This is a genomic window from Siphonobacter sp. SORGH_AS_0500, from assembly GCF_002838835.1.
Lineage (GTDB): Bacteria > Bacteroidota > Bacteroidia > Cytophagales > Spirosomataceae > Siphonobacter.
This window is the reverse complement of sequence record NZ_NHPP01000003.1, coordinates 169912-193835: the sequence shown is the minus strand read 5'-3', so window position 1 is coordinate 193835 and position 23924 is coordinate 169912. Positions and strand designations below refer to the sequence as shown.

Annotated in this window: 19 protein-coding genes and 1 pseudogene; 7 read left to right on the top strand and 13 right to left on the bottom strand. The window is 45.4% G+C overall.

Annotated elements, in window-relative coordinates; translation table 11 throughout:
• Nucleotides 1–228 precede the first annotated feature (228 nt).
• Together BWI96_RS04585 and BWI96_RS04580 are read left to right on the top strand one after the other, a co-directional pair.
• A complete protein-coding gene (locus BWI96_RS04585; protein ID WP_106635512.1) occupies nt 229–3369 on the top strand; it encodes a TonB-dependent receptor in 3141 nt (1046 codons plus the stop codon).
• 41 nt (nt 3370–3410) lie between these two features.
• Nucleotides 3411–4793, top strand: a complete 1383-nt coding sequence (locus tag BWI96_RS04580) for a RagB/SusD family nutrient uptake outer membrane protein (RefSeq protein ID WP_106635511.1) — start codon at nt 3411–3413, stop codon at nt 4791–4793.
• Nucleotides 4794–4928: 135 nt separating this feature from the next.
• On the opposite strand, the gene BWI96_RS04575 is transcribed toward BWI96_RS04580, so the two are convergent.
• The 5 genes and pseudogenes from BWI96_RS04575 to radA all read right to left on the bottom strand — a co-directional run bounded on the left by BWI96_RS04575 (nt 4929) and on the right by radA (nt 10202).
• Complete coding sequence (locus BWI96_RS04575; RefSeq protein WP_106635510.1) at nt 4929–5699, bottom strand: patatin-like phospholipase family protein; 771 nt, start codon at nt 5697–5699, stop codon at nt 4929–4931.
• An 11-nt stretch (nt 5700–5710) separates the two neighbouring features.
• A pseudogene (locus BWI96_RS22145) lies at nt 5711–7152 on the bottom strand (DUF5723 family protein).
• 142 nt (nt 7153–7294) lie between these two features.
• Nucleotides 7295–8023 (bottom strand): outer membrane lipoprotein-sorting protein, encoded by a 729-nt coding sequence (locus BWI96_RS04560; RefSeq protein WP_106635507.1) that lies wholly within the window; start codon nt 8021–8023, stop codon nt 7295–7297.
• A gap of 156 nt (nt 8024–8179) precedes the next feature.
• Nucleotides 8180–8725 (bottom strand): hypothetical protein, encoded by a 546-nt coding sequence (locus BWI96_RS04555; protein WP_106635506.1) that lies wholly within the window; start codon nt 8723–8725, stop codon nt 8180–8182.
• Nucleotides 8726–8825: 100 nt separating this feature from the next.
• Nucleotides 8826–10202: a DNA repair protein RadA gene (radA, locus tag BWI96_RS04550; protein WP_106635505.1), complete on the bottom strand. Its 1377-nt coding sequence runs from the start codon at nt 10200–10202 to the stop codon at nt 8826–8828.
• Between the two features lie 161 nt (nt 10203–10363).
• On the opposite strand from radA, the gene BWI96_RS04545 reads away from it, so the two are divergent.
• Entirely contained in the window at nt 10364–11056 is a 693-nt protein-coding gene (locus BWI96_RS04545) for a porin family protein (protein ID WP_106635504.1), read from the top strand.
• A gap of 129 nt (nt 11057–11185) precedes the next feature.
• Here BWI96_RS04545 and BWI96_RS04540 read toward each other — a convergent pair whose 3' ends face one another.
• Nucleotides 11186–11575, bottom strand: coding sequence for a LytTR family DNA-binding domain-containing protein (locus BWI96_RS04540; RefSeq protein WP_106635503.1), 390 nt, complete (start codon nt 11573–11575; stop codon nt 11186–11188).
• Nucleotides 11576–11745: 170 nt separating this feature from the next.
• Between BWI96_RS04540 and pheS the strand changes: the two genes are divergently transcribed.
• Nucleotides 11746–12777: a phenylalanine--tRNA ligase subunit alpha gene (gene pheS, locus BWI96_RS04535; RefSeq protein WP_106635502.1), complete on the top strand. Its 1032-nt coding sequence runs from the start codon at nt 11746–11748 to the stop codon at nt 12775–12777.
• Nucleotides 12778–12894: 117 nt separating this feature from the next.
• Here pheS and BWI96_RS04530 read toward each other — a convergent pair whose 3' ends face one another.
• The 3 genes from BWI96_RS04530 to BWI96_RS04520 all read right to left on the bottom strand — a co-directional run bounded on the left by BWI96_RS04530 (nt 12895) and on the right by BWI96_RS04520 (nt 15712).
• The gene (locus BWI96_RS04530) at nt 12895–13416 is read right to left on the bottom strand and encodes a C40 family peptidase (RefSeq protein ID WP_106635501.1); all 522 of its coding nucleotides are present in this window, start codon (nt 13414–13416) and stop codon (nt 12895–12897) included.
• A 300-nt stretch (nt 13417–13716) separates the two neighbouring features.
• Nucleotides 13717–14172, bottom strand: coding sequence for a GNAT family N-acetyltransferase (locus tag BWI96_RS04525; RefSeq protein WP_106635500.1), 456 nt, complete (start codon nt 14170–14172; stop codon nt 13717–13719).
• A 58-nt stretch (nt 14173–14230) separates the two neighbouring features.
• Nucleotides 14231–15712, bottom strand: a complete 1482-nt coding sequence (locus BWI96_RS04520; protein WP_106635499.1) for a glycine--tRNA ligase — start codon at nt 15710–15712, stop codon at nt 14231–14233.
• A gap of 702 nt (nt 15713–16414) precedes the next feature.
• Here BWI96_RS04520 and BWI96_RS04515 point away from each other — a divergent pair.
• On the top strand, nt 16415–17680 hold the full coding sequence (locus tag BWI96_RS04515; protein ID WP_106635498.1) for a sodium:proton antiporter: 1266 nt from the start codon (nt 16415–16417) through the stop codon (nt 17678–17680).
• 101 nt (nt 17681–17781) lie between these two features.
• The gene (locus BWI96_RS04510; RefSeq protein WP_106635497.1) at nt 17782–18240 is read left to right on the top strand and encodes a TlpA disulfide reductase family protein; all 459 of its coding nucleotides are present in this window, start codon (nt 17782–17784) and stop codon (nt 18238–18240) included.
• 157 nt (nt 18241–18397) lie between these two features.
• Here BWI96_RS04510 and BWI96_RS04505 read toward each other — a convergent pair whose 3' ends face one another.
• The 4 genes from BWI96_RS04505 to BWI96_RS04495 form a co-directional block, all read right to left on the bottom strand.
• Nucleotides 18398–19465, bottom strand: coding sequence for a glycoside hydrolase family 43 protein (locus tag BWI96_RS04505; RefSeq protein ID WP_106635496.1), 1068 nt, complete (start codon nt 19463–19465; stop codon nt 18398–18400).
• Between the two features lie 101 nt (nt 19466–19566).
• Complete coding sequence (locus tag BWI96_RS04500; RefSeq protein ID WP_106635495.1) at nt 19567–19914, bottom strand: cupin domain-containing protein; 348 nt, start codon at nt 19912–19914, stop codon at nt 19567–19569.
• Nucleotides 19915–20040: 126 nt separating this feature from the next.
• On the bottom strand, nt 20041–20556 hold the full coding sequence (locus BWI96_RS23130; protein ID WP_369804065.1) for a hypothetical protein: 516 nt from the start codon (nt 20554–20556) through the stop codon (nt 20041–20043).
• Nucleotides 20507–22336 (bottom strand): glycosyl hydrolase family 28 protein, encoded by a 1830-nt coding sequence (locus BWI96_RS04495; protein WP_369804064.1) that lies wholly within the window; start codon nt 22334–22336, stop codon nt 20507–20509. The genes BWI96_RS23130 and BWI96_RS04495 overlap by 50 nt, the downstream gene beginning before the upstream one ends.
• Nucleotides 22337–22482: 146 nt before the next feature.
• Here BWI96_RS04495 and BWI96_RS04490 point away from each other — a divergent pair, with 146 nt between their 5' ends.
• Nucleotides 22483–23796, top strand: a complete 1314-nt coding sequence (locus BWI96_RS04490; protein ID WP_106635494.1) for a M23 family metallopeptidase — start codon at nt 22483–22485, stop codon at nt 23794–23796.
• The last annotated feature ends 128 nt before the right edge of the window (nt 23797–23924 follow it).

Below are 23924 nucleotides of genomic sequence, written 5' to 3'. Positions count from 1 at the left end.
TCTGCTCTTGTTTTTATTAAAATATTAATTTTCAAATATAAAAGACACTTTTTCTTAGAGTACCCCCACCAAATTATTTAGCATAATATCTTATTTTCTTAAAATATTATAAATAACTTCTTCATGAGTTATATATTTATATTCCCTACCTAGACAAAAGTCCACTCTATTCCATTTCCGATTTTATTAGTACTTTTATGTGCCCTTACTAAAATCAATTTATATCACATGAGAAAACTGTTACTTCTATGTGCCTTTTTAGGCATATTACTGAGCGGTTATAGTACAATTGCTCAGGATCATGTTGTGACCGGAAAAGTAACTTCTTCCGAAGACGGTACAGCATTAGTTGGCGTAAGCGTTCAGGTCAAAGGATCCAGCCAAGGAGTAAACTCTAATGCCGACGGTGAATACCGTATTTCAGTATCTCCCAATGCTACCCTGGTCTTCAGTTTTGTGGGCATGAGCCGCAAAGAAGTAGTGGTGGGTAACCAGACCGTTATCAACGTAGAGTTAGGTACCGACAATCAGCAACTTTCTGAAGTCGTGGTAACGGGTTTTGGTTCGCAGATTAAGAGAGAGGTAACGGGTAATATTGCCAAAATCAAAGGCAGTGATATTACTAACATTCCTGCTGTAAGTATCGAATCTGCCTTACAGGGCCGGGCTGCTGGGGTTGTTATCAACCAGGGCAGTGGCAAGTTAGGTCAGGGAATTCAGGTAAGAGTACGTGGGGCTTCTTCGCTTAGTGCCAGCAGTCAACCTTTATACGTAATTGATGGAATTCCGGTTACCTCTACTGACCAAAGCAGCTTTGGTGGAGCAACAAACCCTTTAGCTGATATTAACTTCAACGACGTAGAATCAGTAGAAGTATTAAAAGATGCATCGGCGGCGGCTATTTACGGTTCGCGTGCGGCAAACGGCGTAGTTTTGATCACAACCAAAAGAGGGAATGTGGGCAAAACCAACATTTCTTTCAACTATCAGTTTGGCGTTAGTAATCCAACGCGTAAAGTACCCTTCTTGAGTCCCAAGCAGTATGTAGATTTTTATCGAATGGCGGCGGGGAATGCGGATCGTTTAGATGACATAGATCCCTCGGACCCTGGTTCTTCTACTGCCTACATGGAATCATTTTTTGAATCCTATTCATTAGGGCGTTATAACAACGGGGTTAATGAGGCTCTTAATTCAGGAGCAGACTACACTCGTTTTGTCCAATCAAGCGACTTAGCCACGGGCACTAACTGGCAGGATGAAGCCTTCCGGAAAAATGCTGGTTCTCAGCAAGCTGACCTGACCTTTAGTGGTGGTAATGAAAAGACTTCGTTCTATATTTCTGGTCAATATCTGAATCAAACGGGTATTATCATTGGAAACAATTTTGAGCGTATTACTGGTCGCATTAATCTGGATCATAAGGTATCAAATATTCTTAGTATCGGGATGAACATGAGTTTGGCTCATACCTTAAACAAGCGTTTGTCTGGTGACCGTCAATTCAATAACCCCATCCAGGCGGCAGCTCTTACGCCCTTGTCTCCCGCTTATGATCCCACCACAGGGTTACCCACGGGTACTCCTCCGGGTAATACAGATGTGCCTAACTATTATAACCCCTTAATTAACTTAGGAAACATCATCCAGAACCAGGAGGTTATCAGAAACCTTTCGAACGTCTATGGTCAGATTAATATCTTACCATCTTTAAAATTCCGGTCTGAGCTAGGTATTGACGTCTTATCTCAGCAAGAAGAACGTTATTTTAATTCCAAAACCATCCGTTTGACAGGACAGCAGAATGGTACTGGTGATAACCTTTACACCGGGGTTATCAATTACAACACAAACAACTATTTCAATTTTGATAAGTCTTTTGATCTGCATACGCTTAGTGCAACAGTAGGTATGTCGTATCAAAACTCAGCAACAAAAGCGAATTCGGTTTCTGCGATTAACTTCCCTAGTGATGCCTACCGTTCCATTGAAAATGCGGGTACGATCTCAGGCGGTAGCTCTTCTACTACCAATTTCCGATTCTTGTCTTATTTCTTACGGGCGAACTATAAGTTCAATGATCGCTATTTACTTTCTGCCAGTGGCCGGATTGATGGTTCTTCTCGTTTCGGTAAAAATTCGAAGTATGGATTTTTCCCAGCGGTCTCTGCGGGTTGGGTAATTTCTGAAGAATCATTCCTCAAGTCAAATACGAATACAGCTATCAGCTTCCTGAAACTCCGTGGTAGTTACGGCTTGACGGGGAATGCCGAGATTGGAAACTTCCCTTCTTTGGGTCTTTACAGCTCCGCAAACTATGCAGGAACAGGAGGGCAGGCTCCTATTCAGTTAGCTAACCCTAATTTGAAATGGGAAACAACTACGCAGGCTGATTTTGGGTTGGATTTTGGTTTCCTCAATAACCGTATCAATGGAGAATTTGACTATTACGTCAAAAAGACTTCCGATCTTTTATTAAACGTAAACGTTCCGGGCACTACTGGATTTTATACTCAAACTCGCAACGTAGGTAGTCTGGAAAATAAAGGTTTTGAGCTGGTTATTAACTCGCAAAACTTTGTAGGTGCCTTCCAATGGTCTACCAGTCTGAATCTTGCAACCAACCGAAACAAAATCACCAACATTCAGAAGCAGATTGTAGAAGCAGGTATATCTTCTATGAGCCGTGCCGTAGAAGGACAGCCTATTGGTACCTTCTTTACGGTTGAATACGCCGGAGTTGACCCTACCAATGGCGATGCCCTGTATTACAAAAATGCGGCAAACGCTGACGGTACTATTGATCGCTCGACGACAAATGTTTATTCGCAGGCTCAACGCGTGGTGGTTGGTAATGCTATTCCTAAACTAACGGGTGGTTTAAATAATACGTTCTCCTACAAAGGAATTGACCTAAGCGTGTTCTTAAACGGCGTTGCCGGTAACAAAATCAACTTCTATGGTGTAGGTCAGTATTCATCCGCAAACGGTATTTATGAAGATAACCAGACTGCCGACCAGATGAATGCCTGGACTTCAACCAATACGAACACCAAAGTTCCTGAAGCCCGTCTGTTCTATTCCAATGGCAATAACCCTTCTAGTCGTTACATTCAGGATGGTTCTTACTTACGGTTACGGACCGTCACTTTAGGTTATAACTTACCTCAGACGGTAGTTAATCGTCTTAAATTAAAAGGCATTCGCGTATACCTGACAGGTCAAAACTTACTTACCTGGACCAAATACACCGGATGGGATCCAGAAGTTAATGCCGATGATATCGTTAGCAGTGTTGCTCAGGGTTATGACTTCTACACCCCTCCTCAAGCAAAAACTTTCTTAGGCGGTATTAACATCAAGTTCTGATCCACAACCGTACATCCAACTTTTTATTCTAAGACATTCTTATGAAAAGACATAGTTTTTTACAATTAACAGCGGCTATGCTCACCGGATTTATGGTCTGGGGATGCGGTGACCGACTCAATGTTGATCCTGTTCAGTCGGTAGATGAAGATAAAGCACTACAAACCTCCAGCGACGTCCTTGGTGCTGTGGTAGGATGCTATGATGGATATGGAAGTACTGAATTTGGCTCTGGAGCCGTTCAGTATATCGCTGATTTATTAGCCGATGACGGCGACGTTCGTTTTGCCGGAACCTTTGCCACTCATCAGCAATTCTGGCGGAAGACAATGATTGCTACTAACTCGCAAATCAGTCTAACCTGGAGAAACGGTTATAGCACCATTAACCGAACGAACAACGTTCTGGAAAATCTGGGCAAACTGGATACAGACGCTCAACGTGCCGCAGCCGAAGGAGAAGTTCTCTTCATTCGTGGGCTTTCTTACTTCAACCTTGTACGGTTGTTTGCTAAGGCTTGGGGTGATGGCGATAATACGGTTAACCCTGGTGTACCCTTAGTATTAACGGCAACGAAAGCTCCCATTACAGAAGCTAACTCTGTGCCTCGGAATTCTGTTTCTGCCGTATATACGCAGATCATTGCTGACTTAACTAAAGCAGAAGCTGATTTAAAAAATGGCCCCGTTACTGCCAACGGTGCCAATGCCGCTGCTGCCGCTGCTATTCTTTCGAGAGTTTATCTGATGCAAGGTAACTATGCAGCCGCTCGTGATGCAGCTAACCGTGTTATTGCTTCGGGCCTGTATTCTTTAGAAGCTGATTATTCGAAAGTCTTCAATGATTACAAAAATCGTAGAGGAGTTCCCAGTTCTGAGTCTATCTTTTCAACGCTCATTACCATTCAGGACGGAACTAACAGCCTGTTAACTTATTATGGCTCCAGTGCTAACGGAGGACGTAATGATGTACGTATTCAGGCTAAATTACTGAATGAGTATGCCGCTTATGGTGATAAAGTGCGAGGCAATTTCTTTATTCAGGATGGCATTGGTCGGATTTTCACAGCAAAATATCAGGATCAATACGCCAACGTTACGCAGGTTAGATTAGCTGAAATGTATCTGACCAGAGCAGAGGCAAACTTCATGCTCAATACGCAGGTAGGTGCTACTCCACTTGAGGATATCAACCGAATTCGTAGCAGAGCAGGTTTAGCAGCGTTAACCAGTATTACTCGCAGTGATATCCTGAAAGAACGTAAGCTGGAGCTTATTTTTGAAGGAGAATACCTACACGACCTTCGCAGAACTCGCCGTAACATTAGTTCTTCGATCCTTTACAATGACGCCCGGCTTGTACTACCTATTCCTCAGAGAGAGATAGATACCAATACATCATTGGTTCAAAATCCAGGGTATTAATTTAATTCATCGAAAAGGCCCCTAAGTTTTAAAGCTTAGGGGCCTTTTTCTATTTAATAAAAACTATTAAAGATGATTCAGTGTAGCTGAAAAGGTCTTTATAGTTTAAACACGAAAGGGTATATTATAATTGAATCAACAGCTAATCTGCTCTCGCAGCTTCTCTAGTTGTGGGGCCATTTGTAGCGTGTATTCATAGCCAATCCTGAAAATATCGCGGGATTTTTTGGTGTCGAATACATTGAAATTCTGTAATTGTGGGGGCTCGATGAAGACATCAAATCGCTGAGCTTTCAGATGGCTGGCTTTCGCCGTTGCCAGATACAAGCTCCGCATTAATACGGATTTCATGGAAGTAATCGGCGTATCCAGATACCCAACAGGATTGCAATGGCATCCGATCAGTACATCGCAATGACTTTCCAGAGGCTCGTAGGGCATGTGGTTCAACACACCGCCATCAATCAACTGTCGCTGATTAATCGTTACTGGTTCGAATAAACCCGGCAAGCAGCAGGAGGCCGTAATCGGTCGAATCAGCGGACCTGAACCAAAGAAAACCTCCTCTCCTGTCGTCAGATCTGTGGCATTCACCGTCAAAGGCAAGGCTAACTCTTCGAAGGTTTTGGGCAAATGTTGCTGAAGTAAATCCTCGACTTTATCCAGTTTCAGAAATCCCATGCGGCTAAAGGCCAGCTTCAGGTAACTTTTATAATTGCTTCGCTCAATCAGGTCATAGGCCTCTTCAGCATCTACTTTACAGGCAGCAAAGGCTCCCACAATCGAACCAGCACTAACGCCAGAAATATGTTCGGGGAAAATCCCCATTTCATGTAACGCTTTCATAATGCCCAAATGAGCAAATCCCCTCACTGCTCCCCCCGAAAATACGATTCCAACTTTCATCAGTAAATAGCTTAATATCTGGGTTTTCTTTTAAATAAGGGCACACTTAATCCGGCGTAGACATCCATTCCCCGGGGGGCAATTCTGCGGCTATTGCTGAATAAGCCAACCATGTTATCTGTTCCGGCAAAAATAGGCCCTAATCGCATGGCTATGCCCGGAGAGAACGTATTAAACATCCAGTTCAAAGGTACGGCAATTTCCAGGCCCGAAGCTGATTCCCAGCGTGGCGTTACCGAAAAAACAGTAGGCTGACGGGCGGATAATGCATTCACTGAACGCAGGTCTTTAATATAAGAAACATTCACGAAAATCTCTTCGCTCAGTCGCAAATCAGCATTGGTATTCAGAGCCATGGGTAATCCCGTCACAAAACTGGTTTTAGCTTCACTGGGTTGCAATTCCATTTTCGACTCAATCAACCGAACCAGCTCATCGCTTCCTTTGACATTATCAAAATCCTCCTGACGTATCGTCTTATTAGATCTTAGAATAGTATATCCCCTGATCTGGGAAGGGTCTTCGTAACGAACGGTCCCAACATCCATGACAGAAGCCGAAAGTCGTAAGTTATACCGGCCCGACTCGTCTTCCTCTGCATTATACTCATAAGCAAAACCCAGATCGAAACCCCAGCCCGAACCAGGCATTTTCTGACCTAGAAACTTCCGTAAGCCTACGCCGTCATTAATCGGTTCCTGTAAAGTATATCCAAAATCAGCGTCGAAGTTATCCATGACGAAGAGTCCTTTTCCGGGCCGTTCGGGATCTTCTATGACTCGGTACTTCAAATCCCGGTTTCGAACGTGAGCGGAATAAAACCCTACAATTTTTTGGCGGTGATCCCCCCCTTCAGGGTATGAGGTCCCGCTTCGATCATGGTTGCCCCGTAAGTCAAGGCTACTTCGCCATAGATATTTCCATTGATGGAAAATTTGTTATCGACATTGGCGATATTCCAGAGTGTAGCAAAATCGAAGCCCTGCCGAACGAGGGAAAGCAAGTTTTCGGATACCCCAAACGCCTGGGCAGAAGCTCGGGCCCGAGTGGTGAGGGCAATGCTGTGTTTAGGCCCGAGAGCAACTAATAAGCCCGGCCCGCGAATTTCGGCGGTACCCGTTCCGTTTTTAGGTTTTCCGTCCAGGTTTTCCCGAAAATATTCAGGTTGCAAAGCTGGACGGCCATCCGAGCGAAGGTATTGCTGAGGAATTCCTCCAAAAATGAGGCGATTAAGTTTATAAGGACCTACCCACTCGGCGTAGTTATTATAGACGTTTGCATTTCCTGCAAACAAATTGATATGAAGCTTATACTTAGACCCGGCAATTAAGGCCGGATTCGTGTAAACATTATGAATACCAGCAGAAGTACTGTGGGCAAAGCCATTGAAATTTTGAGCAAAGCTGGCCAACGGCAGGCCTGCCAGGAAGATTGACCACCAATATTTTTTCATAAACAGGGAAGGTTTTGAACGTAAGTAACGCAAAAGCAAAGATCCTTGATATATCTCTAGAAAAGAATGCCAGCCTATTGCTCACGGATGGGCAAAAAAAAACTCCCACAGGGCTGTGGGAGTTTTTCTTATACTGAATTTTTTATTTAGTAGGCTTCACGAAGATTTTCTCATCGATTGGGCCATTGACAGTAATCTTGTTAGTGGTAACTGTCATATCTCCACCCATGGGCGAAGCTGTTTCCATCGTATGAGGGAATTTGATTCCCGATACTTCCTTGTAATCAGAAAAATTCATTTCCTGACGTACGTCCTGACCCTGCATATTGAGGCTGGCCACTTGCTTGGTCAACAGGAAAGTATTTGCGTCGAGGAAGTAATCTACCAGCGTTCCTTCTTTAGTTGTCACTTTCAGGTGGTAGTTTTCCTTCTTATCAACGGGTTCTTTGCCTACCAGTTCTACTTTGGTGCCTTTTTCTTTGTAATTAAACAGCGGTCCGGCGGGATCAAGCTGGCTGGTTGAGCTTTTGATCTGATCGGCTGGCAGGTCTTCGGGCTCTCCCGTTCCACCCATCATAGCCGGACGAATAGCCCAGCCTTTAGTACCGTCGATGGCCGTAATCATTTCGTTACCCATCACAGAAATTTCCATCCGCAAGCCACGACCCGTTGCGATCATCTGCTTCATTGGAATTTCCATTCCCTGCATCGTCATTGAGTTTTCAATGACCAGCGTCTTGATGCCTTTCAGTTTTTCAGCTCCACCCCGGGCTTCAATGTGCTTGTTTACGATCTCATCAATACTCTGAGCTTGAGCGTTGATGGTAAAAACAACGGCTGCCGCAGCAGCGAACATGCGAAATTTAGACATGGTCAAGAATTAGTTAAACGTGCGTTATGCTTGTTCAAAAATAACGACGTTCGCGAATTTATCGCTCTTTTTGGGTTTAAAGGAGTTTACAATAGTTAAGCGGACTCCTTGTGCTTTGAGCCAGTAAAGAACGAAAAACTCTCCCATTCATTATACCTAGCCTGCCGATAAAAATCGTCTACCTTGGCTGATGACGGGTTTTGCTTTTTCGATAGCCTTCTGCAACTGTAATTCAGTATTGGCTTTTTCCAGAACAGCCTGCACTTCTAGTGATTTCGTTCGAAGCTGGGTTAATTGCTGGAGTCTTCCTGAACGATTACTTCCCGCATTCTGCAACATCTGAATTTCCTGATTTAATTCGTCAACCTGCATCGTAATCTGATCCGTCCAATCCTGTTTGTATCGCATGAAAGTATCTACAGGCCTGGACTGGGCTTTGGGATTAGGCTTCAGGATGCGAAGTGAATCAGGGATTCGTTCGTTTTTATTAATTACATTTCCTCTGGTTTCTACCTTCGGACTCGTTTTATTAACCAGGCGTACCCGCCGTTCAGTGACGGTTGCTGTTGCCGCGTTATCTACGCTTACGTATTCTTCTACCACTCTGGCTTTCAGGGTTTGCCTAACCGTGTCAGCCACCAGGTCCTGAGCAAAACCAGACCAGGCTATTGTATTGAGAAACAGGCATATTATCGTTTTCATACGTGTGCAGATTTAGATGAAGCCTTTGTCTATTCGCTTTATTACGCTACATAGGTTAGCTTCAAAAAACGTGCTATTCCGAAAACGGGCAATGTTTTACTCAACGCAATAATGAAATGAAAACTTCATCGAGCTTGGAGGCTGTCCGAACCTTGATTTTGTATTGATCCAGATCCAATCCTTTCGCATTATATCGGGAAATCCAGATTTCTTTGAAGCCTAATTTTTGAGCTTCCGCAATACGGTTTTCAATGCGATTAACCGCCCTAACTTCTCCTCCCAGGCCGACTTCCGCCGCAAAACAAACCGAAGGTGGAATGGATATATCTTCGTAAGATGAAACCAGCGAGGCACATACGGCCAGGTCAATCGCCGGATCTTCTACTTTCAGACCACCCGCAATGTTCAGGAACACATCCTGGGCACCGAGGCGGAACCCACCCCTTTTCTCCAGCACGGCCAGTAACATATTAAGCCGTTTGGCATCAAAACCCGTGCTGCTCCGTTGCGGCGTTCCGTAGGTAGCAATGGATACGAGGGACTGAATCTCAATAAGTAAGGTGCGATTACCTTCCAGCATCGTACCAATGGTAATACCGCTTAAGGCATCTTCCCGCTGTGAAATCAGAATTTCGGATGGATTGCTTACTTCTCGCAAACCGGTCCCCTGCATTTCGTAGATTCCTAATTCTGAGGTACTTCCAAAACGGTTTTTCGTTGTTCGTAAAATTCGATAGGCCAGGTGGCGGTCGCCTTCAAACTGGAGGACGGTATCTACCATGTGTTCCAGCACTTTCGGTCCGGCCAGATTTCCGTCCTTGGTAATATGACCAATCATGAATACCGGCGTGCCCGATTCTTTCGCGAATTTCATTAACTCAGCCGTACATTCCCGCACTTGCGAAACACTTCCCGCTCCCGATTCGACCAGATTGGATTGTAAGGTCTGGATGGAATCTATCACTAGAATATCCGGCTCGAAGTTTTCAATCTGTTTGAAGATATTCTGCGTTGACGTCTCCGTTAAAATGAAGCAATCGTTAGAATTATTCCCCAGCCGTTCGGCTCGCATCTTGATCTGCTGATCCGACTCTTCACCCGACACATACAATACGCGGATACCGGGCAGGTTCAGGGCAATCTGTAACATCAACGTGGATTTACCAATACCCGGCTCTCCGCCAATTAATACCAATGACCCCGGCACAATTCCACCCCCGAGTACGCGATTTAATTCCGCATCGGGCGTTAGTAAACGGGGTTGTTCGCTGTAATTAATTTCGGAAATTGCCTTCGGTTTAGACGCAATAACGGGTCCTGAAGAAGCGGGTCGCCAGCGGCCTTTCTCGGGTTCAGCTTTCTGAACGATCTCCTCCACCATGGTATTCCACTCGCCACAGGCCGGGCAACGTCCCAGCCATTTAGCCGCCTGATACCCACAATTCTGACAGAAATATGAAGTTTTAACTTTTGCCATAAAACAATACAAACAGCCGTTTCAGAGGCTGCTACCAAGTAATTTACTCAACAATACGTATATATCAAAAAAATACTTTTCGTTTCAAGAGTTCATGCATAACAAAATACCACTGGAATAGCGTTTTATAAAAGTTCTTCAACTTATTCCTTATTATAACCATGAAAAAGTACTTTTTACTCTGCTGCTTCCTAGTCCTGTCGGCAGCTTCAACCTTTGCTCAAAACGACAGGCCCTGGTTTCAGCTAGGAATCAAGGCTGGAGCTAACCTTTCCCAACTCAAAACGGGTAACTTTATAGCAAATGGACGATACCAGGGTTCTACGCTTCGTGAAAATCTGAAAGAAAGCCTGAATACCCGTACCGGGTTCGTAGGTGGCGTGTGGATGCGTTTTGGACGTACCCTGTACATTCAGCCGGAAGCTCTTTACTCGGGCAAAGGTGGTTCGTACATGGTTCAGGTAATCGATGCGAATGGTAACCCCACGGGTACACCAATGGAGGTGAAGGTAAAAACGGAGAACATCGACGTTCCCTTACTGGTAGGGCTACGCCTAGGACCATTGCGGGTAAATGCGGGTCCGGTAGCCTCATTCATGATTGGATCCAACGAAAGCATCAAGGATGCCATTACCAAATATACCAGCGGCAGTATTAACGACACCTTCAAACAGGCAGCCTGGGGTTATCAGCTGGGCGGTGGAGTTGACATTGGTAATTTCTCGCTGGATGTTCGTTATGAAGACAGCATTTCAAACGTACGCTTTGTGAACATTGAAACGCCAAATGGTAGCGACCCATTCAAGCAAAAATCTAAAAACTGGCAGGTAACGCTGGGAATCAAGGTCTTTTAGAGCCAACCAAGTCATTGCCTACCCAAAGAAAAGCTCGGGAATCGGACGGACGTTTTTCTTGGGTTAGGATAACGGCAAATCAGGCGTTCGCCGCTATGGGAATGCACCTAATCAATAAAAAAGTAAGACTTAATTTCTACGTGCATGCTGACGCATGAACTGATCGAATTCATGTTTGCGGCGACGGGCAATAGACAGAATATGTCCTGTTTTGAGCCATACGCAATCTTCTCCGCGTACATCATATCGCTGCACAAACCGCCTATTAATTAGATAGGATTTATGTATTCGGAAAAATGGGGAATTCTCACCTAATAGTTTTTCATAGTCGCGGAGGGTTTTGGAAACCATAATACGCCGACCGTTGGTGCAGGAAAAGTTGGTGTAGTTACCGTCGCCCTCAATCATGATGATTTCATCAACAGGTACATACTGAATACGACGATCAAAGACGGGAATAGTACCGTCGGGAACAGCCCATTTTTGTGAGGCTGCACCTAATGCAGGGTTACTGTACATAATCGATTGAAGGTTGAAGTATAAAATTACTTAAGACAAATATGAAAAAATGAGCAATTCGATCCAAACAATTCTCCTTCAAATTTGTTCAAACACGTATTTTTACGTAATCACGGCGAAAAACAAAAGATCACATCCGTTCGCCCGAGCAATTGCATTATTTTTGTGTCATGATAGAGCAAGTCAATGAAGTTCGTCAGCAGATTGCTGACTATACCATTACCACGAAAGAACAGCTAGAAGAATTCCGGATTGCCTATGTAGGCCGTAAAGGTGCCGTGGCCGGCCTGTTCGAGTTACTGAAAAATGTTCCGGTGGAAGAGCGTAAAGCCATGGGACAGGAATTGAATGGATTGAAAAATCTAGCTCAGGATAAATTTCAAACTGCTCAGGATCAGCTCGAAAATTCGCAAAGCCAGCAGGTTGCTCCTGATGTTGATTTAACCTTACCTACGATTCCGAACGAAACCGGCAGTCAGCATCCGCTGAGTTTAATTCGTCAGCGTATCGTCGAAATTTTTGCTCGCCTGGGCTTTAATGTTTCGGATGGACCCGAAATTGAAGAAGACTGGTACAACTTCACCGCTCTGAATTTCCCCGAAAACCACCCAGCCCGCGAAATGCAGGATACGTTTTTCATTGAGAAGAAAGGCCACGGTAAGGATATTTTGTTGCGTACGCACACGTCTAACGTACAAATTCGTCTGATGCAGAACCAGAAACCTCCGCTGCGAAGCATCATGCCCGGTCGAGTGTACCGTAATGAAGCGATTTCAGCCCGTGCTCACTGCTTTTTCCATCAGGTGGAAGGACTTTATATTGACGAAAACGTAAGTTTCAAAGATTTGAAAGATACCCTGTACCAGTTCACACGGGAGCTATTTGGTCAGGAGTTCAAGGTACGTTTCCGTCCCTCTTACTTCCCCTTCACCGAGCCTAGTGCAGAAATGGATATTTCCTGTACGATCTGTAAGGGCGAAGGCTGCTCCATGTGTAAGCACACCGGCTGGGTAGAAATTCTGGGTTGCGGAATGATTGATCCTAACGTGCTGGATAACTGCGGTATTGACTCGAATAAATACACAGGCTTTGCTTTTGGCATGGGTATCGAACGAATTGCTAACCTGAAATACCGGGTTCGTGATTTACGCCTTTATTCAGAAAACGACGTTCGTTTCCTGCGTCAGTTTGAAAATGCCTAGTTAATAAGGGGTTGGATTAGGTTTGAAAGTTTGACCTGATGAATACCCCTCGTGTAAAAAAGAAGAGGCTCCGACTCATCGGGGCCTCTTCTTTTTGCATTTGAAATCAAATGAATACTAGGACTGATCGGGTAATAAATCTAACACACCTACCACCCGGCGAATGCCCGCAAAACGGTTTTGGTAATATCTTTCCTGATCGAGCCAGTCAAAACGTACACCACCATTGTAAGCAGAATGAATGAATTTGATTTTACCATCCTTCACTTCAGAAATAATACCTACATGACCGATGTTACGGCTTCGTGAATTACTTCCTTTAAAGAAGATCAGATCTCCGGGACGGCACTCGTCCACTCCTACGGCGTGGCCCATGGAACCCATGGAGGCACTGGAGTGGGGTAATAACATACCAAAGTTTTTGAAGCAAAAGCGAACGAAACCGCTACAATCAAAACCACCTTTGGTAGTTCCGCCGGACCGATAGCGAATGTGAAGATGCTGTTCGGCGAAATCAAGTACTTTGTTGGTAAAACCTTCGACTCGGGTAGCTTGAACCTGATTACTGGCCGCTTGTTGAGCAAAAGATACATTCAGGAAGCAAGTAAAAATACCTGCCAGAAGAACTTTTCTTAGCATAAAATTCGGTTAGTTGTCACAACGAGGTTCATAAAGATAGCCCACAAAGGCTAGAATAAAAAAAATCTTTCGGCGGCTTTAAGGCTATTTTAAGCCTCAAATTCACCGAAAGATTTTTTGTAAAATATTTTATTTACTAGAAACCAGCTAGTTAACAAGCCACTTCTAAAGCGTCGATTGAGATATAACTTTTTTTATTTTTGTATAATTTTTCTCATTTTAACCTGAGATTTCCTCAAAATGAGGCGGCTTTTTCTATTTGGCTTGCCCAGAAAAAGTTATACCACAGTTAAGCATTTGCTACAGCTCCTTGGCGAAGCATACACAGATGGTTTCGTCCGTAATCTCGCCAAAATTGGGAATCCGATGATAACCCGATACGTGGTACAGTTGGATGGCTTCAGGCTGCTTGGTACCCGTTTCCAGCACGATCTTTTGATACCCTAACTCCCGGGCCGTTTGCTCCAGAAAAGCCAGAATTTGCCTGGAGATCCCTTGCCGACGGTAGGCATCCCGAACAAACATTCGCTTGATCTCGACCGAGTTCGCCGTTTCAAAGGGACGTAAAGCTCCACAGCCTACGGGTACTCCATCCAGACGGGCAATAGCAAAAGCGGCTCCCATCTGATCGGCTTCGCTGGCTGTATATTCATTGGCTTCAAAGCCGGGGTAACGCCGCCTTAACTCCTGCACGGCTTCCCCGATTAATAAAGTAGCATCGGCTGAATGGGCAGATTCTCGCTGAGTTTTGATCATAAACAACAGAAAGGGTATTGACCGTTACCAGCCAATACCCCTTATTCAAATGGTACGATTATAATTTTTCGAACACGCGTTCAGGTGAAACGGCATGGCCGATGATGCTCTTCAATTCAGAAATAGCTACGCGTTGCTGTTCTGTCGTGTCCCGGTGACGAATGGTTACCGTGTTGTCTTCCAGCGTCTGGTAGTCAACGGCAATACAGAAAGGCGTTCCGATCAAATCCTGACGGGTATAGCGTTTTCCGATACTGTCACGTTCTTCGTAGAATACGTTGAAATCGTATTTTAAGGCATTCTGGATTTCACGAGCTTTGTCAGGCAACCCATCTTTCTTCACGATGGGCAGAATGGCAGCCTTGATCGGAGCGATAGCAGGGTGGAATTTCAGATACGTGCGAGACTTTCCGTCTTCCGACGTTTCTTCCGTATAAGCATTACTCAACACCGCTAGGAACAGACGGTCCGCTCCTACGGATGTTTCAACCACGTAAGGAATGTAATTGCCATAAGGCTTACCTTCTTCGTTCAGGTCGTTATCGAAGTACTGCTGCTTCTTGCGGGAAAGCTCCTGGTGACTGCTTAAGTCGAAATCGGTACGCGAGTGAATTCCTTCCATTTCGCGGAAACCGAAGGGAAACTTGTATTCAATATCCACGGCAGCGTTGGCGTAGTGAGCCAGCTTATCGTGGGGTTTGTAACGCAGTTTATCCGCTGGAATTCCGATAGCCTGGTGGAACTTCATGCGGGTTTCTTTCCACTTGTCGTACCATTCCATCTCGGTACCAGGGCGGCAGAAGAATTGCATTTCCATCTGTTCAAATTCACGCATCCGGAAAATGAACTGACGGGCTACGATTTCGTTTCGGAACGCCTTACCAATTTGGGCGATACCGAAAGGAACTTTCATCCGGCCCGTTTTCTGAACATTCAGGAAGTTAACAAAGATCCCCTGAGCCGTTTCGGGACGCAGGTAAATCAGGCTGGCATCGTCCGACACGGCACCTACCTGAGTCGAGAACATCAGGTTAAACTGACGTACTTCCGTCCAGTTGTCCGTTCCAGAAATGGGGCACTTGATTCCTTCTGAAATAATCAGCTCCCGTACACCTTCCAGATCACCTGCGTCGAGCAGACGGCCCATTTGGTGTAATAAAGCATCTCCACGTTCGGTATGACCGTTGTTGGCATACTCTTCGGCTTTTGCTTCGAGTAACTGGTCGGCCCGATAGCGTTTTTTTGAATCCTTATTGTCGATCATCGGATCGTTAAAGGAATCAACGTGACCAGAAGCTTTCCAGGTAAGGGGATGCATAAAAATGGCGGCATCAATCCCTACCACATTATCATTCAGCATCGTCATGGCTTTCCACCACAGCGATTTCAGGTTATTTTTTAGTTCAACGCCGTATTGACCGTAGTCATACACAGCTTGTAATCCGTCGTAAATTTCTGAAGAAGGGAAAACAAAGCCGTACTCCTTGGCATGGGCGATGATGTCCTTGAGCGAGCCAGCGGGTTCTTGTTGTTCGGCCATAAAAGGTCTTTCGAAAAATCGAATGTTTAGAAAACGTAATTCGGGGGGCAAAGATACAGGAAACCGTTAAAAACGCGACAGTAAAAAGCCCATTCTATTACAGACTAAGCAGGAATATCTTCGTTTGAATACGAATTTTTTATTAATCGGCCATAAGAAGTGATTCTGGCTTAGTAATCTAGCGAGATTTAATGTAGATAGCCTTGGGTTAACGAAGGCATAGCTGTTCCATTAAAATTTGGGATTACAAATCCCTGACAGATGGCTTTCGGATTACAAATCCGAAAGAGCAGCCTCTGTTCAACCTACCTCGTAACTCCAGCGGGGTTTAATTATGAATAGCCCCGGGGACAACCCGGGGAACTGGTTGATGATTTGAAATTACAAATCCTCCCGCCTTAGCTGATGTCATCTCCAGCTATTACTAAAAGCATACTGGTTGGTGAGGACACCAACCAGGGCGGATGAGCAGAGAGCAGACCCTATTCAACTTACCTCATAACCCCAGCGGGATTTGATTACGAGTGGCCCCGGGTGACAACCCGGGGAACTGATTGACGATTTGGAATTGCAAATCCGAAAGAACAAAGCAGCACATTAAAATTTTCTAATAGGAAATTCCGCAAAACTTAAACCGACTTTAAAACAACTCTACTACCCAGGCGTTGTTTTTTAGTAAGCTGTGTATCAACTCATCACCCTATGGAACTCTATTACACCTTCTCTGTACTTATCGTTGTCTCTGCCATATTTGCCTATCTCAACTTAAGGTATCTCAAACTCCCCGCTACGATTGGGATCATGGTTATGGCTCTGGTTTCATCGCTGTTTCTGGTAAGCGTGGGCCGTTTTTGGCCGCATTTATTCGATAATGCTGCCCGCTTTATTAAAGGTGCCAACCTTGAGGAAATCCTCATGGGAGCAATGCTAAACTTCCTGCTCTTCGCCGGAGCCATCCATATTCACATTAATGATTTACGGGAAGAAAAACGATACGTCATTGTCTTCTCCACGATTAGCGTTGTCCTCTCTACCTTACTGGTGGGCGGACTTATGTACCTGGCCCTCAATTGGTTGAATATGGGCATTCCCTTTGTACAATGCCTGGTGTTTGGAGCTTTGATTTCTCCCACTGATCCCATTGCCGTGCTGGGTATCCTGAAAGCAGCCGACGTTCCTAAATCACTGGAAACCAAAATTGCGGGCGAATCTTTATTTAATGATGGCGTAGCTGTAGTCGTTTTCCTGACGCTGCTGGAAATGGCCCGGGAAGGCGAAACCAACTTTTCTTTAAGTACGATTTCCTTATTATTAGTGAAAGAAGCGATAGGTGGTTTGGCCGTAGGCCTGGTGCTGGGCTTTATCGGTTCTAAAGCCATCAAAAGAATCGACGACTACAAAGTTTCCGTCATGATTACGCTGGCTATTGTGATGGGAGGTTACCTCCTGGCTCAAGCCATGCACATCTCGGGTCCGCTAGTGATGGTAGCCGCTGGCCTGGTGGTAGGTAACTACGGAAAAACGCAGGCCATGTCGGAAGTTACCCAGGATTATCTGGAAAAATTCTGGGAGCTGATTGATGAAATCATGAACGCTTGTCTGTTCCTGCTCATTGGTTTTGAACTCTTGTTGATCCCCGATCTGGGTAAATACTGGGAAATTGGGCTGATTAGTATTGTTGTTGTATTACTGGGCCGACTGATTTCCATCGCGGTGCCTTCGGCGATTATTCCTTTCCGTGAAAAACTGGATCGTCAGTCTATGATTATTCTGCTCTGGGGAGGACTTCGAGGCGGGGTATCCGTGGCTCTGGCCCTTTCCATTGACGAACACCTCAATAGCGATTTATTTCAGGCCATTACCTACTTCGTTGTCGTATTCTCGCTTATTGTTCAGGGGCTTACGGTGGGTAAGTTAACCCAAAAACCTAAAAGTGAGCTGGTAAACTCCGTGTCTGATCATGAATAAGGAGTTAAAAACATCCCTTATATTGCAGCATTATTGAGCTATGCTCAGGAACATTCAAAAGATGTTTCGCTAAAAACCTGGTATAAATAAAACAACACTTCATGAAATTCGGGAAACGTACGGCATCCGTAATCCTTACCATCCTGTGCCTCACGGGACTTTCGTATGTTCAAACCAGTTGCCAGAGTAAGTCAAAAACCGATACTGCCGAAACAACTGCTTCTGCTGATTCCGTAAAAACTACCGCCGAAGCGGGCGATTTCCCCCTGCAAACGCTGGACGGTAAAACCACTAACCTGAGTAATCTGAAAGGGAAAGTAGTTTTCATGAACGTATGGGCTACGTGGTGTCCTCCCTGCCGGGCGGAGTTACCAGACATTGAAAAGCTCTATAAGAAAATGCAGGGGAAACCCGTTGAATTCGTGATGCTAACCGTAGACGAAGACATCCAGGCTGCCCGCGATTTCATGAAAAAGAAGGCTTTACCTTCCCGGTTTATGCTCCAACGGGTAACTTACCCAAGCAGTTTGAAACGCAGGCTATTCCGGTTACTTTTCTGATTGACTCCGAAGGTAAAATCGTTTACAGAAACGAAGGGATGGCTAATTATAACAGCGACGAATTCGTAGAGCAGGTAACGGCTTTATTACCTAAATAATCGAAATACAGGATCTTTACGAAAAGGGTTACGAAAACAGATTCGTAACCCTTTTCTGTTTACTGATAAGGCTCAATCATTTCGAGCCCTCCATCAGCGGTGTGTTTGATTTCCCGGACTTTAATGTTTCGCAGATGCGTTTTACCCGATAACTCTGAGTCGTGGTAAAAAAGGTACCACTTGCCTTTAAATTCAACAATGGAATGATGCGTAGTCCAGCCTTTTACGGGGTTCATAAACGTGCCTTTATACGTAAACGGACCATAGGGCGAAGAACCTACGGCATAGGCCAGAAAGTGCGTATCGCCCGTGGAATAACTCAGGTAATACTGCCCCTTGTATTTGTGCATCCAGACCCCTTCGAAGAAACGACGGTCGTGGTCTCCTGCTTTCAAAGGGTTACCCGCATCATCCACAATCTGAGCGTCCCGCCCTTTCTCGTCCAGCTTCAAAAAGTCTTTCGTTAACCGACCCACTTTCGGACTCAACGCCGCTTCATCCTTTCCAGGTTCGGTGCCTTTTGCATCATATGTTCCCGTTCGCCAGCGTTGCAACTGCCCTCCCGAGATGCCGCCCCAATACAGGTAAGCCTGGCCGTCATCATCCGTAAAAACAGCAGGATCAATACTATACGTTCCCTCCATCGGCTTAGCCTCGGGCTTGAAGGGACCACTGGGCGAAGGACTTGTAGCTACGCCCATTCGAAATACATCCTGCTTGTCTTTTACCGGGAAATAGAGGTAATACGTTCCGTTGACAAAAGCCGCGTCGGGAGCCCAAAGTTGCCGCCCCGCCCAGGGAATGTCTTTAATATCCAGAGCCACGCCGTGATCGGTTACTTTTCCTCCTACACTATCCAGCGAAAACACGTGGTAATCTTTCATTCCAAAATGCCCTCCGTCTTCATCCTGTTTTGCTCCGGTTTCAATGTCATGCGAAGGATAAATGTAAATTTTTCCCTCAAAAACATGAGCCGAAGGATCAGCCGTATAAAGCTCAGTGATCAGAGGTTTGGGTAAAGCTTTCGTTGAATCCTGACTTGCCTCACTGGCTTTGGGGTGGGTTTGACAAGCCATCATATTCAAAGCCAGCGAGTAGACGCCGTAATGAATTAAAATAGATCTCATTGCAAATGGTTTAGAAGCGATTTTTATCGAAAATAGATGATTATTCTAACGTATGAACTTATGGCTGCATAATAAAAAAGGTAACTGGTTAGGTTACCTTTTCATTCAATAAAATCTTCCCGCATGGGCGTAAAAACATCCACTAGAACACCCGGTTCCCGACAGACTGCTCCGTGCAGAATATTCGGTGGAATGTAATAGGCGTCACCCTTATGCAAGACCTTTACTTCTTCACCAATGGTAATTTCAAACACCCCGCTTTCTACATAGCTCACCTGCGTATGGGGATGCTGGTGCATGCTTCCCACAGCTCCCATTTCAAAGGCTACCATGGTCATCATCAGGTTTGCATCGTAGGTGAATACCTTGCGTCTGAGTCCATCGCCTACGGTTTCCCAGGGAATCCCATTCGCTTTTACAAAGCGTAATTCTTTCGGATTGAGTGCCATAATTTTCTTAGATAGAGGTTAGTTGCTGTAATTATAGTGGCTGATTTAATGCGTAATAAACCGTTCCATACAAAAGGAGAAGCGATTGATCGCGTCTCTTATTCAGAATTTTCTTATCCAAGGGTATTACTTGCCTTCTCTTACTTTTTTGGCTTTTGAAGTATCGGTATGTAATAACTCAACGTCTTTTGAACGCTCCCCGGAAACTTTTAACAACAGATCCGATGAAGGTTTATAACCCATTTTATCGAAGGTAATATGCTGACTATTTTGCACGTACAAAACGGGCGTTTGTTTCGTTAATAGCTGCACGTTTTTCAGGGTAATGCGTTGTCCTTCAATACAGACTAACCCTCTATTACTTTCAATTACGGAGTTTTCAATGTAAATATCCTGAATATTCATTTCGGGTAATCCGCGAATTAAAATGCCCGTTTCGGCTCCTTTACAGACTACATCTCGAACATAAAATCTGCGAAATTGGGGCGTTCCTTCGTTCAAAGGTTCAGGTTGAATAGCCAGTGGATCAGCCTTTTCACCCGTTAATAATACCGGATCTTTCGCCAGGTAATACGTGTCAAAAAGAATAGCTTCACCGGGAATGTTCGTCATCTGAATACCCGCTACATAGACGTCTTCCACGATACCTCCCCGACCGCGGGCCGTTTAAACGTAGCCCCACGTCCGTTCCTAAGAAGTTACAGTTAGACACGTACAGATTCCGGGCCCCTCCCGACATTTCGCTACCTACCACAAAGCCCCCATGAGCATGAAAAACCGTACTATTTTTTACAATCACATGTTCCGTGGGTACTCCCCGCTTGCGACCTTCGGCATCACGACCAGATTTGATGCAAATGCCGTCATCTCCGACATCAAACGTACAGCCATCAATCAAAGCATTTTTGCAGGATTCCAGGTCAATACCATCGCCATTCTGAGCGTACCAGGGGTTACGAACCTTGAGGTTAATCAGACTAATATCCTGACAGAGCAGTGGATGCAAACACCAGGCGGGGGAATTCTGAATGGTAACTCCTTCCAACAAAATATTCCGGCAGTTGGTTAGACTCAGCAGGTTGGGACGTAGGAAATCCCTGATTTCGGCTGACTTTCTCATGTCAAATCCGTTGGCAATACTAACCGCAACCTTCGATTTTGCTCCCTTTAAAAACTGCTCGGAAGGATACCAGATGTCGCCATCGACTACCCCACCTGAAGCCTCCCGTTTATCCCAGGCCGGAGCTGTTTGCTTACTTTTCTTCACGGCTCGCCAGACATCGCCCGCTCCATCGATGTAACCCTCGCCGGTAATGGCAATGTCGTGCACATCTTTCCCATACAGCGGAGCCTGACAACGAATGGCATCGAGTCCTTCCCAGGTCGTTTTGATGAGTGGATAATGATCCTTGTTTTCGCTGAATTGCAACACAGCCCCACGATCAAGGTGCAGATTCACATCGCTCTGCAAGATAACCGGACCCGTCAGCCAAAGGCCGGAAGGAATCACGACCGTTCCGCCACCCGCTTCGCTACAGGCCTTGATCGCCCGATTAATCGCCTCTGAATTCAGCGTTTGCCCGTCAGCTTTTGCTCCGTATATAATAATATTGAAGGTATCTTTCCGAAAAATGGGTTGATAAATGATCGGTAATTCGTACGCTAGTTTCTCTGCAAACGAACTCTTTTTCAGATGATTGGCTAAGTCTAACTTCTCTTCTAGGATACCACCTGCAATCAGGGCTGCCATCGTGCGGGCACCGTATTCCGAGAAGTGGGTGTCGTCTTTTACGCCCTCCCGGCGGGTGGCGTAATACCCTTTCGTATACCATAAAAACAGCTTTTTCGATTCCTCAACCCCCATTTTCTCGATAACCTGGCGACTCTTGGCATGTAAATCAATCAGGGGGACTCTCTGCTCAGCCGCTACGGCTTTAACCGCTGCGGGATAATCCCCGTGCGTATCTTCAAACTGGCCTTTTTCATTAAACTTTCGACGCATCACTGGCGTAATCAGTACGGGGTTTGCTCCCTTTGCCCGAGCTTCTTTGATGAAACGTTTTAAATTGTCACGATAAGTACTCTGCGGGGCTGCGTAACGCGAAGTATCCTGGCTTTTTTCGTCATTATGCCCAAACTGAATCAGTACCCAGTCGCCCTTATGCAAGCCTTCTACGACCTTTTTCCAACGGCCTTCGTTAATAAAACTTTTTGTACTACGACCGTTAACCGCATGATTCTGAACGCTTACCTTTTCGTCCAGAAATTCAGGTAACACTTGTCCCCAACCGCGTTCGGGATCGGCGGGATTGGGTTTATTGGACACGGTAGAATCACCGATGAGGAATACCTGCGTCGGACTCTCTTTCAGTTGAAAAGCCAGGGTTGCCAGTAATAGAATTAGAATCAGTAGTTTTCTCATGGGCATTCTTAGGTTCTTACTCAAGACGATTTCCGGCCCTCTTTCCCTTTCAATCAACCAACTGATTCCGTAGATATTTCACCCCAGCCAATGTTACTGGCATTCACTTTTCTGGGTTTATCACCCTGATAACCATTCCATTAGCCATGAAAAGATTTGTTTATAATGTATGCCTCCTTGCCTTACTGATTGGGCTCCATAGCTGTAAAACCGGCCCGGGTATTCAGGCATTACTGGGAGAGCAATCTCCCCGGGACGAATACATTCGAAGTTTGCGTAAGCAGAAAATACTGGAAACCGATGCGGTTCAAACCTGGATGCTGGCGGGCGAGGCGGCTCTCGCTGATTCGTTAATCATCTCCCTTCCCTTTCGTGAAGACGGCATTTTTCCAGCCGGGGGCCAACGGGCTTTTAGTTACCAGTTTACCTTACCTGCTGGTCGGCGGCTGGAAGCTCAGTTGTTTCATTCTGATAGTCTGTATTTCCTGGATTTATTTCGGCTCCAGACCAATGGTAAGCCTCAGCGACTAGCCTATGCCAAGCCTAAAAATGAGGTTATTACCTACGAAACCACCGAAGATCTTCCACTGGTTTTACGCGTACAAATTCCTGTCGATCAGCCCAAAAAAGATTTTTCGCTTCGCCTGAGTACGCAGCCTATTCTCAAATTTCCAGTGGCCGGAAAATCGACTCAGCATATCATTAGTTTCTGGGGAGCGGCCCGTGACGGCGGAGCCCGTTCGCACGAAGGTATTGACGTCATCGCTCCCCGAGGCACCCCTCTGATTGCCTCCGTCCCCGGAACAATTACAAACGTTGGCGTTAATAATCTGGGAGGAAATGTAGTTAATCTATCCGCTGACCGATTGAATCTTTCGCTTTATTACGCTCACCTGGACCAGCCCCTAGTGCAGTCAGGCCAACGGGTACAAGCCGGAGATACCCTTGGAACCGTAGGGAATACTGGTAATGCGATCACCACCGCCCCGCACCTTCACTTTGGCATTTACCGTCGCGGCTCAGGGCCCATTAACCCGCTGGCTTTTGTGGAACCTTCACAGTTACCCGCTGCCACCGTAACCCGGCGGTTGGGAGATACGCTACGGACTCGGGAAGCGACCCCACTCTTTAGCAGCCTGCCTCCTTCAAAAGTAACCCGGCAACGGCTTCCTAAACATACAATTGTCTGGGTAGAGGCTTCGACTAAAGGTTACTACCGTGTAAGTACGCCCGATGGCATTCGTGGCTATGTTCTGGCCACAAGTATGCAGTTACCCGAAAAACGGCTGAATCGCCGGAAACTTTCGACAGATGTGTTCTTTCGAACCAGCTGGGACGCCACCACCGAAGACACGCTAAAATCAGGCACTTCAGTAGATCTGTTGGGGATCGCTTCTTCCTATGAATTCATTCGATTATCCGACGGAAGGAAAGGCTGGATTCAGCCTTTTTCAGAATAAAGCCAGCCCTCATTTACCAGGTTTGTTTCTTTAATAAGTACTATTATTCAAGAGCAGGATTTACAATCCAATAATTTTCAAAATCTACTCATTAAAATACTGACAAACAATCACTTATATAGATAAAA

What these genes read in the sequence shown, in the direction of transcription:
- BWI96_RS04585 (WP_106635512.1), top strand. Translation starts at nt 229, where the DNA reads ATGAGAAAACTGTTACTTCTATGTGCCTTTTTAGGCATATTACTGAGC.
- BWI96_RS04580 (WP_106635511.1), top strand. Translation starts at nt 3,411, where the DNA reads ATGAAAAGACATAGTTTTTTACAATTAACAGCGGCTATGCTCACCGGA.
- BWI96_RS04575 (WP_106635510.1), bottom strand. Translation starts at nt 5,699, where the DNA reads ATGAAAGTTGGAATCGTATTTTCGGGGGGAGCAGTGAGGGGATTTGCT.
- BWI96_RS04560 (WP_106635507.1), bottom strand. Translation starts at nt 8,023, where the DNA reads ATGTCTAAATTTCGCATGTTCGCTGCTGCGGCAGCCGTTGTTTTTACC.
- BWI96_RS04555 (WP_106635506.1), bottom strand. Translation starts at nt 8,725, where the DNA reads ATGAAAACGATAATATGCCTGTTTCTCAATACAATAGCCTGGTCTGGT.
- radA (WP_106635505.1), bottom strand. Translation starts at nt 10,202, where the DNA reads ATGGCAAAAGTTAAAACTTCATATTTCTGTCAGAATTGTGGGTATCAG.
- BWI96_RS04545 (WP_106635504.1), top strand. Translation starts at nt 10,364, where the DNA reads ATGAAAAAGTACTTTTTACTCTGCTGCTTCCTAGTCCTGTCGGCAGCT.
- BWI96_RS04540 (WP_106635503.1), bottom strand. Translation starts at nt 11,575, where the DNA reads ATGTACAGTAACCCTGCATTAGGTGCAGCCTCACAAAAATGGGCTGTT.
- pheS (WP_106635502.1), top strand. Translation starts at nt 11,746, where the DNA reads ATGATAGAGCAAGTCAATGAAGTTCGTCAGCAGATTGCTGACTATACC.
- BWI96_RS04530 (WP_106635501.1), bottom strand. Translation starts at nt 13,416, where the DNA reads ATGCTAAGAAAAGTTCTTCTGGCAGGTATTTTTACTTGCTTCCTGAAT.
- BWI96_RS04525 (WP_106635500.1), bottom strand. Translation starts at nt 14,172, where the DNA reads ATGATCAAAACTCAGCGAGAATCTGCCCATTCAGCCGATGCTACTTTA.
- BWI96_RS04520 (WP_106635499.1), bottom strand. Translation starts at nt 15,712, where the DNA reads ATGGCCGAACAACAAGAACCCGCTGGCTCGCTCAAGGACATCATCGCC.
- BWI96_RS04515 (WP_106635498.1), top strand. Translation starts at nt 16,415, where the DNA reads ATGGAACTCTATTACACCTTCTCTGTACTTATCGTTGTCTCTGCCATA.
- BWI96_RS04510 (WP_106635497.1), top strand. Translation starts at nt 17,782, where the DNA reads ATGAAATTCGGGAAACGTACGGCATCCGTAATCCTTACCATCCTGTGC.
- BWI96_RS04505 (WP_106635496.1), bottom strand. Translation starts at nt 19,465, where the DNA reads ATGAGATCTATTTTAATTCATTACGGCGTCTACTCGCTGGCTTTGAAT.
- BWI96_RS04500 (WP_106635495.1), bottom strand. Translation starts at nt 19,914, where the DNA reads ATGGCACTCAATCCGAAAGAATTACGCTTTGTAAAAGCGAATGGGATT.
- BWI96_RS04495 (WP_369804064.1), bottom strand. Translation starts at nt 22,336, where the DNA reads ATGAGAAAACTACTGATTCTAATTCTATTACTGGCAACCCTGGCTTTT.
- BWI96_RS04490 (WP_106635494.1), top strand. Translation starts at nt 22,483, where the DNA reads ATGAAAAGATTTGTTTATAATGTATGCCTCCTTGCCTTACTGATTGGG.